Raw genomic sequence first — 255 nt, forward strand, 5'->3', positions numbered from 1 at the left:
CAGAGCAACTTGATGCATGTAACCAAGCGCTAAAAGAAAAAGGCATCATTTATAAAGATAATTACTTATTCGCATATTGTTCTAGTGAATATAACCATAGCTCGATGTTATTTATCTCGGGGATCCCTGAGTTTTTAACCGATACACAAAAGCACTTAATAAAAATATTTACTCAAAATGTGCAGTTGGCCTATGAAAATGTGCAACTTCAAGCAGAAATTGAAGATACCCAGCAAGAGTTAGGGTATCGGCTGA

General features: G+C 35.7%; 1 protein-coding gene. It reads left to right on the forward strand.

Going from position 1 to position 255, the window contains the following annotated elements; all coding sequences use genetic code 11:
• A partial coding sequence (locus CWC16_RS19725) for a DUF3369 domain-containing protein (protein WP_138542712.1) occupies positions 1–255 on the forward strand: 255 nt, incomplete at both ends.

The organism is Pseudoalteromonas sp. S3776, from assembly GCF_005886915.1.
GTDB lineage: Bacteria > Pseudomonadota > Gammaproteobacteria > Enterobacterales > Alteromonadaceae > Pseudoalteromonas.